Here is a 7788-nt window from a genome sequence, read left to right as displayed (position 1 = left end):
GCTGCCGGCATGGGCGGGGGGACCGGCACAGGCGCTGCACCGGTTGTTGCGGAAGTCGCCAATGATCTGGGTATCCTGACCGTAGCTGTTGTCACTAAGCCATTTAATTTTGAAGGAAAAAAGCGCATGGCGTTCGCCGAGCAGGGCATCGCTGAACTCTCTAAGCATGTGGACTCGCTTATCACTATTCCCAATGATAAGCTGCTGAAAGTCCTAGGCCGCGGTATTTCGCTGCTGGATGCTTTTGGCGCTGCCAACGATGTACTAAAAGGTGCGGTGCAGGGTATTGCTGAGCTTATCACCCGTCCCGGCCTTATGAACGTCGACTTCGCCGACGTGCGTACCGTGATGTCAGAGATGGGTTACGCCATGATGGGCTCCGGTGTCTCCTGCGGCGAGGATCGCGCGGAAGAAGCGGCGGAAATGGCAATTTCAAGCCCGCTGCTGGAAGATATTGATCTGTCTGGCGCCCTAGGGGTGCTGGTAAACATCACTGCAGGTTTCGACCTGCGTCTGGACGAATTTGAAACCGTAGGTAACACTATTCGTGCTTTCGCCTCCGACAATGCCACCGTGGTCATCGGTACCTCGCTGGATCCAGATATGAACGACGAACTACGCGTTACCGTCGTGGCGACCGGTATCGGCATGGACAAACGCCTGGAAGTTACGCTGGTGACTAATAAGCAGAGCAGTCAGCCGGTCATGGATAACTGCTACCGCGATCACGCTGTGGGCTTATCTTCGCTCGCTCAGGAGCAGAAAACCGCGGCCAAAAAGGCGGTCAATGAGCAAAACGCTCAAAGGGGTGGTAAGGAACCAGACTATCTGGATATTCCGGCTTTCTTACGTAAACAGGCGGATTAAACAAACGTACCATTTTGGGAAATACCGCTCTTTGTGCTAAACTGGCCCGCCAACTCTACTGCTAGGCAGAGTGGGCGGCGTGGGTATGGTAAAAATTGCGGGAGAAATAGATGATCAAACAGCGGACATTAAAACGTATCGTGCAGGCCACCGGTGTGGGGTTACATACCGGCAAAAAAGTCGCACTGACACTACGCCCTGCACCGGCAAATGCCGGGGTCATCTATCGTCGAACCGATTTGANCCCGCCGGTGGATTTTCCCGCGGACGCCAGGTCGGTGCGTGACACCATGCTATGCACCTGTTTAGTGAATGAGCATGATGTGCGAATTTCCACCGTTGAGCACTTGAACGCGGCGCTGGCAGGATTAGGAATCGACAACATTATCGTTGAGGTGGATGCGCCTGAAATCCCGATCATGGACGGCAGCACCAGCCCCTTCGTTTACTTGCTGCTGGATGCTGGTATTGAGGAGCTTAACTGCGCCAAAAAATTCCTGCGTCTCAAACAAGAAGTGCGTGTCGAAGATAGGGATAAATGGGCCGAGCTGGCGCCATATAACGGTTTTACGCTCGATTTCACCATCGACTTTAAACATCCTGTGATTAATGCCAGCTCGCAAAGTTATTTTCTGAACTTCTCTGCGGAGTCGTTTGTTCGTCAGATAAGCCGCGCGCGCACCTTTGGCTTCATGCGCGATATCGAATGCCTGCAATCTCGTGGCCTAGCTCTGGGCGGCAGCTTCGACTGCGCTATCGTGGTCGATGACTACCGGGTGCTGAACGAAGACGGCCTGCGCTTTGAAGACGAGTTTGTCCGCCACAAGATGCTCGACGCCATCGGAGATCTATTTATGTGCGGCCATAACATCATTGGTGCTTTTGCCGCCTTCAAATCCGGCCACGCTATGAACAACAACCTATTACAGGCGGTGCTAGCGCGCCAGGAAGCCTGGGAACTGGTGACCTTCGAAGACGAGGCAGAACTCCCGCTGGCGTTCAAGGCACCTTCCTTTGTTATGGCATGAGTGTCGTCGGCGAGCGGTGACACAGCGCCTTTAGCAGTTAGGCGTCTATTTCCCGCGACGGGCGGGGTCGGTACTCTCTCCGGCTAGCTCCGCCAGTCGTTCCAGCACGTTCTTTAATTTCCCTTCGCTACACGCCGCCACATAGCGGATAGACGCCGCGCTCTGTAAGCTCAATTGCCGCGGCTTTTCCCTGAGCGGCCGGTGATATTGCCGGCCGCTGTCTTTGTTTTGCGCGTTCAATTCCTGTTTTCTCGCCAAGCCAGGGTTAATCCTGATGTCGATGGACGACAATGATGGTAGAATCTGTCCCCTTAACGCGAATAATAATTGAGGTTCTTCATAGCGTAACCGCATCTTCCAGCTGGCATTGGCGGTTTCCAGCACTATCACACCCTGGCGGACGTTGGCAACGCGGCACCAGGGGCGCAGCAATGCCGGCAGCAGCGCGTTGACCGCGTGGTTAAGATTAAACAGCATGATGGCCCGCTGCTTAATCTTTGAGAGGGACACGTGGCCCACTTCGGCGTTATCGCTAAACAGACTGTCGATGGGATTTGGACGACCATCGTGCATAACAACACTCCAGCAGAAGACATTATCGGGTAATGGGTATTTTAAATCGTTGGCGACAATTTGGCAGATATCATTTCTGGCCGCATCTCCTGCTGAGGATAGTAACGGCCGGGTTTGGCGTACCGTTATTGCCTGGAAGTCGCTCAGGAAATTCTGCACCAGGCCGGCAAAGCGCCTTAAAGGCCGGCTTCATGAAGGATGTTCCGCATCGCCCATCGCCCCGCCTACGTCGTAGATTATTGGCACCAGCATGCCATACGCACATACGCACTGTCATCCGTCATCTCTCCATTGCCAGGTCCCCGCGCCGGTGCCCGGAGGATGCCGTCGCGCCACCTGCGTCAAACGGGCTATGTCTCCTCCATCGACCACCACACTGGCATCCGTCTGGTGCAATTGCAGAGAAATGGACGGGGCCATGATGAGATGTCACTAACTATGTTAGCAAAATTACTTACCAAAATTTTTGGTANCCGTAACGATCGTACCCTACGCCGCATGAGTAAGGCGGTGGATGCCATCAACCAGATGGAACCAGTTATGGCGCAGCTGAGCGACGAACAGCTCGCAGCTAAAACCGTTGAATTTCGCGAACGTATTGCCAAAGGGGAGACCGTCGACAGCCTGCTGCCGGAAGCCTTCGCCGTGGTGCGCGAGGCCAGCAAGCGTGTGTTCGGCATGCGCCATTTCGATGTGCAATTAATGGGCGGTATAGTGCTTAACAATCGCTGCATCGCCGAAATGCGCACCGGTGAAGGGAAAACCCTGACCGCTACGCTGCCTGCATACCTGAACGCCCTTAGCGGCAAAGGCGTGCATGTGGTCACTGTGAACGATTATCTGGCGCAGCGCGATGCGGAAAACAACCGTCCACTGTTTGAGTTCCTGGGGATGAGCGTCGGCATCAACCTGCCGGGGTTGCCCACGCCAGCCAAACGTGCCGCTTACGCCGCCGATATCACTTACGGCACCAACAACGAGTACGGTTTTGACTACCTACGCGACAATATGGCGTTCAGCCAGGAAGAGCGGGTGCAGCGTAAGTTACATTACGCGCTGGTAGATGAGGTGGACTCCATCCTGATCGATGAAGCCCGCATCCCTCTCATTATCTCTGGCCCGGCAGAGGATAGCTCCGATGTGTATCGCCGCGTCGACAAACTGATCCCGCATTTGATTCGCCAAGACAAAGAGGACTCCGAGAGCTTCCAGGGTGAGGGCGACTTCTCAGTGGATGAGAAATCTCGTCAGGTGAACCTGACCGAACGGGGGTTGGTGCTGATTGAAGGGCTGCTGGTGAAAGCAGGTATCATGGAGGAGGGAGAATCGCTCTACTCTCCTGCCAACATCATACTGATGCATCATGTGACCGCGGCCTTGCGCGCCCATGTGCTTTTTTCTCGTGATGTGGACTATATCGTTAAAGATAGTGAAGTTATCATCATTGACGAACACACAGGCCGCACCATGCCAGGCCGCCGCTGGTCTGATGGGCTGCACCAGGCGGTGGAGGCTAAAGAAAACGTGGCGATCCAGAATGAAAACCAGACGCTAGCATCCATAACCTTCCAGAACTATTTCCGCCTGTATGAGAAGCTATCCGGTATGACCGGCACCGCTGATACCGAAGCGTTTGAGTTCAGTTCCATCTATAAACTCGATACCATCGTGGTGCCCACCAACCGTCCGATGATACGCAAGGATTTGTCCGATCTGATCTACATGACAGAAAAAGAAAAAATCGACGCTATTATCGAGGATATCAAATCCTGCACCGAACGTGGCCAGCCAGTCCTAGTGGGAACTATTTCCATTGAAAAATCGGAGCTTGTTTCCGATGAGCTGGAAAAAGTCGGTATTACGCATAAAGTGCTCAACGCCAAATTCCACGCTATGGAGGCAGAGATCGTAGCTCAGGCGGGCCAGCCTGGGGCGGTGACCATCGCAACCAACATGGCCGGCCGCGGTACCGATATAGTGCTAGGAGGCAGCTGGCAGGCGGAAATCGCAGCCCTGGAGACGCCGGACGAGCAGAAAATCGCCGCCATCAAGGATGCATGGCAGGCGCGCCATAATGCGGTTCTAGCCGCAGGCGGCCTGCATATTATCGGCACCGAGCGTCATGAATCGCGCCGTACCGACAATCAGCTGCGCGGCCGCTCCGGCCGTCAGGGCGACGCCGGCTCCTCCCGTTTTTACCTGTCGATGGAAGATACCCTGATGCGTATTTTCGCGTCGGATCGCGTCTCCGGCATGATGCGTAAACTGGGCATGAAACCGGGCGAAGCCATTGAGCACCCATGGGTCACAAAGGCGATTGCCAATGCTCAGCGTAAGGTGGAAAGCCGCAATTTCGATATCCGTAAGCAACTATTGGAGTATGATGATGTTGCCAACGATCAGCGCTACGCGATCTACACACAACGCAACGAACTGCTCGACGTCGCGGACATTAGCGAGACCATCAAGAGCATCCGCGAGGATGTGCTGAAGGCTATCCTCGATAGCTACATTCCGCCGAAATCGCTGGAAGAAATATGGGATATTCCGGGGCTTGAGCAGCGCTTAAAAGATGATTTTGATCTGGATATGCCTATCGCTCAGTGGTTGGACGACGAGCCTGGCCTGCACGAAGAGACACTGCGTGCGCTCGTGCTTGAGCAGACACTGGTGCAATATCAGCGTAAGGAAGAGATCGTCGGCAGCGAAATGATGCGCAATTTCGAGAAAGGCGTTATGTTACAAGTACTTGATTCTATGTGGAAAGAGCATTTAATGGCGATGGAATATTTGCGTCAGGGCATCCATCTGCGCGGCTATGCGCAAAAAGACCCGAAGCAGGAGTACAAGCGCGAATCTTTTGCGATGTTTGCCGCCATGCTGGAATCTCTGAAATATGAAGTTATAAGTACCATTAGTAAATTGCAGGTGCGCATGCTGGAAGAGGTAGAGGCGATAGAGCAACAACGGCGCGAAGAGGGCGAACGTCGTCTGGCCAGACAGCAGAAGCTGAGACATCATACGCCAGTGGCGGAACTCGTCACGGGTAGCGCTTCCTTAGCGCAGGAAGGACGCAAAGTCGGGCGCAACTATCCTTGCCCGTGCGGTTCCGGGAAGAAATTCAAGCACTGCCACGGCAAATTTTAGTAAAGCCGATGCCAGGAGGAGGCCAGCAGCAGAGTTCCTCGTCACGCCCGATTTTGTTTGGAGTTTTATTAAAAAGAGGTTTACGTACGCTTTTTATTAAAACGCGCAATCTGGCAGTGTGAGGGATATAACCTTAAGGAGCGCTGACAGCTATGATGATAGAACCATCGCAGTTGGTATCATCCGTAACGCCCGGCGAGAGATATTTATCACCCGCCGCCCGGCGGAGATCCATATAGGAGGTTTTTAGGAGTTCCCCGGCGGTAAGGTAGTAAGGTAGAGTAGGGCGAGAGCCCCAAACAGGCGCTACACTGAGAACTACGTGAAGAGACCAGCATTGACGTCGAGAATGCCTATTTGCTGACGACGACCCAGCATCACTTCGCTGAGAGGCAGCTGGCGTTTTATTTCTTTCTGGTGGTGCAGCAGTACGGCACTACACCCTGCGGCAACAAGGGACAGCCGGTGCTATGGTGCCCGCAGCAGGCACTAAACGTTGAAGAGTTCCCCCGGCTAAGAGTGGCTATTATTCGTCAACTGATGGCGAATCGATCCGGCGCAGTTTCTTAGCGGGGCACAGAAACCTATAGCACGGTAAGCGTGTGTTCCTTCGTAGAGGGACTGGCGTGACGTTTTACCTGTCGGATGGGAATAAACCAGGGTAACAGAGATGTCAGGTGCGGCATCCATTTCCAAGACATGCTGCCTGCGACGGTGAATTATACCGCTGCGGGCGCTGTCCATTTAGTGACGGATTTCATCGCTCCACTCATCGCTGTCAGTTATTTACACATCGCTTGGGATACGCTTTTCCTCTTCCGCCCATTCGCCAAGATCTATCAACTGGCAACGTTTGCTACAAAATGGCCGGAACGGGCTTTTCTGACTCCACTCCACCATTTCGCCGCAGGTGGGGCAGGTGACGTTAACAATATCGTCGTTCATAGTGATTGCTCCTAAAACAGGCCAGTTCAAACAACAGGCGGTTCGGTACTGCCCCGTTCTCGTTTTCCAGGGATAAAAAACGGATAGTATAACGGGTATTATGGCCGGAAACTTGCGGATAGAGTTGATTCTCGACAGGAATATGCAAACGTAGCAAACCCTCTCCTCGGTGTTATCCTGGAAGAAGCCATTTAAACTGATTTAGTTTTTGAACGGATCTGAATGGCGTACGATATCCAGGATGCAGGTCAGCGCGTTGAGAGGATCATCCAGCGTTTGTAGCCAGCCGTCCACTTGTGCGTCGTGCTGCGGTTATAGCGGATATAGCCAGATATGCAGCGCCGGCAGGTCGAAACTACAACAGCCGCCGGGTTATGGATAGCCGCTGGTGCAAGGCGCCTATTAGGTGATCTTCACGCAGTGCTTGCCCCAGGCGCGGGGCCGCTTTCAGGGTGTTAGCGCAACGTTTGCAATCGGTGTGCAGGGCGTTGACGTGTTCGCTGTCGACGCCGGCGCGGTCCCTTACCACTGCAGCAATTTTTGCTGCTGGCGGTCCAGTTTTTTTGATCATTTCGCTGCGAACGTCTCCGTACTTGAGGGCATCCAGCAGATCGGCTAAGGTACGGAAAAACGTCAGTGCATTGATGATTTCGCTTAATGCCGGATAGTTGAGTAAACGTCACTCATTGTAATTCATCCTATTAGGTTGCTGATGCTGCAAGCGTAAGATAGTATTGATGCAAAGTAGCAATGCGATCCGTTATCTCTTCGGGGTGCCCGCTATTATCAATAATATCGTCGGCACAGGCCAGACGCCACTGACGCGGCACCTGCGCCGCCAAAATGCTTTCCACCTGCTCTCTGTTGACACCGTCCCGGCTGAGCGTGCGCGCGATGTGGACTTCGGGGTCCACATCCACCACCAGCACCCGATCGGCGTGCTGCTGCAGGTTATTCTCAATAAGCAGCGGCACGACCCATAACACGTAAGGCGCGCGTGCGGAGCGCAACTGCTGTTCGCTTTGCCGTTTAATAAGCGGATGGAGCAGACCGTTAAGCCAGACTTTCTCTTCTGGATCGCTGAAAATCCGCGCTCTGAGCATGGCGCGATCAAGCGATCCGTCCGCGTTCAGCACCACTCGACCAAAATGTTGCGCGATGGCACGCAGTGCTGGGCCATCCGGCTCGACCACCTCCCTTGCTATTACGTCGGCATCCACTAGGGGCA

8 protein-coding genes and 1 pseudogene are annotated in these 7788 nt (G+C 53.9%); 5 read left to right on the top strand and 4 right to left on the bottom strand.

The features are described 5' to 3' along the window. The 3 genes and pseudogenes from ftsZ to lpxC all read left to right on the top strand — a co-directional run. On the top strand, window positions 1–867 hold an 867-nt coding region (gene ftsZ, locus BG74_RS05655), incomplete at its 5' end, for a cell division protein FtsZ (protein ID WP_066597211.1). 110 nt (window positions 868–977) lie between these two features. Beyond that, window positions 978–1110, top strand: a pseudogene (locus tag BG74_RS17100) (UDP-3-O-acyl-N-acetylglucosamine deacetylase); the annotation flags it as partial. A 1-nt stretch (window position 1111) separates the two neighbouring features. Beyond that, on the top strand, window positions 1112–1895 hold a 784-nt coding region (gene lpxC, locus BG74_RS05650), incomplete at its 5' end, for a UDP-3-O-acyl-N-acetylglucosamine deacetylase (protein ID WP_244267342.1). Window positions 1896–1940: 45 nt separating this feature from the next. Here the strand turns inward: lpxC and BG74_RS05645 are convergent. Continuing rightward, a complete protein-coding gene (locus BG74_RS05645) occupies window positions 1941–2468 on the bottom strand; it encodes a DUF721 domain-containing protein (protein WP_066597196.1) in 528 nt (175 codons plus the stop codon). A 473-nt stretch (window positions 2469–2941) separates the two neighbouring features. On the opposite strand from BG74_RS05645, the gene secA reads away from it, so the two are divergent. Together secA and BG74_RS19655 are read left to right on the top strand one after the other, a co-directional pair. Continuing rightward, window positions 2942–5615: preprotein translocase subunit SecA (gene secA / locus BG74_RS05640; RefSeq protein WP_244267341.1), on the top strand; the 2674-nt coding region annotated here is incomplete at its 5' end. Window positions 5616–5972: 357 nt separating this feature from the next. Next, on the top strand, window positions 5973–6185 hold the full coding sequence (locus tag BG74_RS19655) for an NUDIX hydrolase (protein WP_369678517.1): 213 nt from the start codon (window positions 5973–5975) through the stop codon (window positions 6183–6185). 216 nt (window positions 6186–6401) lie between these two features. On the opposite strand, the gene yacG is transcribed toward BG74_RS19655, so the two are convergent. From yacG to coaE, 3 genes are all read right to left on the bottom strand, one after another. After that, window positions 6402–6560, bottom strand: a complete 159-nt coding sequence (gene yacG / locus BG74_RS10920) for a DNA gyrase inhibitor YacG (protein ID WP_073961101.1) — start codon at window positions 6558–6560, stop codon at window positions 6402–6404. 355 nt (window positions 6561–6915) lie between these two features. Beyond that, window positions 6916–7206: a cell division protein ZapD gene (gene zapD / locus BG74_RS17090; protein ID WP_256364227.1), complete on the bottom strand. Its 291-nt coding sequence runs from the start codon at window positions 7204–7206 to the stop codon at window positions 6916–6918. 55 nt (window positions 7207–7261) lie between these two features. Next, the coding region (gene coaE / locus BG74_RS05625) for a dephospho-CoA kinase (RefSeq protein ID WP_244267340.1) at window positions 7262–7788 on the bottom strand (527 nt) is incomplete at its 5' end.

The sequence above is a fragment of the Sodalis-like endosymbiont of Proechinophthirus fluctus genome (genome assembly GCF_001602625.1).
Classification (GTDB): Bacteria; Pseudomonadota; Gammaproteobacteria; order Enterobacterales; family Enterobacteriaceae.
The sequence above is the reverse complement of the archived record's forward strand: the minus strand, read 5'-3'. Positions and strand labels throughout refer to the sequence as shown.

Coding starts and splice junctions, on each gene's coding strand:
- BG74_RS05645 (WP_066597196.1), bottom strand. CDS start 2,468: ATGCACGATGGTCGTCCAAATCCCATCGACAGTCTGTTTAGCGATAAC.
- yacG (WP_073961101.1), bottom strand. CDS start 6,560: ATGAACGACGATATTGTTAACGTCACCTGCCCCACCTGCGGCGAAATG.